Source organism: Enterobacter cloacae complex sp. P15RS, from assembly GCF_014895905.1.
GTDB lineage: Bacteria > Pseudomonadota > Gammaproteobacteria > Enterobacterales > Enterobacteriaceae > Enterobacter > Enterobacter quasihormaechei.
The window spans coordinates 1-707 of record NZ_JADBQL010000052.1; the positions used below are offsets into that span (position 1 = coordinate 1).

The 707-nt window shown below is 49.1% G+C and carries 1 protein-coding gene; it reads left to right on the forward strand.

Annotation, left to right across the window (positions count from 1 at the left end; genetic code table 11):
* Positions 1–231: 231 nt before the first annotated feature.
* On the forward strand, positions 232–707 hold a 476-nt coding region (locus IM267_RS21430), incomplete at its 3' end, for an efflux RND transporter periplasmic adaptor subunit (protein ID WP_370551766.1).

Genomic DNA, 707 nt, shown 5'->3' on the forward strand with positions numbered 1-707 from the left:
TATGAATAAAGCGAAACCAAAACTTTTGCGCTGGTTATCCTGACAGAAATTGCATATTGAAAGTACTGGGCCAGATTCTGATTTTTACTTTTTAATGCCCCCTCCAGCACGTATAAATTAAAAAACATTAAATACCCTCATTATTATACGCAGCTACATTTTTATTTTTGCCTCATACCCTCTCACCGATTCACGGCAATTATCGGTTTAGGGGTAGTTTAAGGAACAGTAATGACGACTCATTTCAGACGCTTACCCTTATCCGGTTTCATTGTCTGTGCCGCACTGCTCGCCGGGTGCGATGGGCAGGAAAATTCACAGCAGCATGCGCAAGCCCCCCAGGTGAATGTTCACATTGTCAAAAGCGCGCCGCTGGCCGTAACGACTGAATTACCAGGCAGAACAGATGCGTATCGTGTTGCGGAGGTTCGTCCCCAGGTCAGTGGTATCATTCTGCACCGTAATTTTACCGAAGGCAGCGATGTCAAAGCGGGTGAATCCCTTTATCAGATCGATCCTGCCACCTATCAGGCAGCCTACGACAATGCGAAAGGTGAACTGGTAAAAGCGCAGGCGGCGGCAAACATTGCCCATCTGACGGTGAAACGTTACGTTCCGCTGGTCGGTACGCAATATGTGAGCAAGCAGGAGTACGATCAGGCGGTGGCAACCGCTCAGCAGGCGGATGCGAGCGTCGTTGCCGCGAA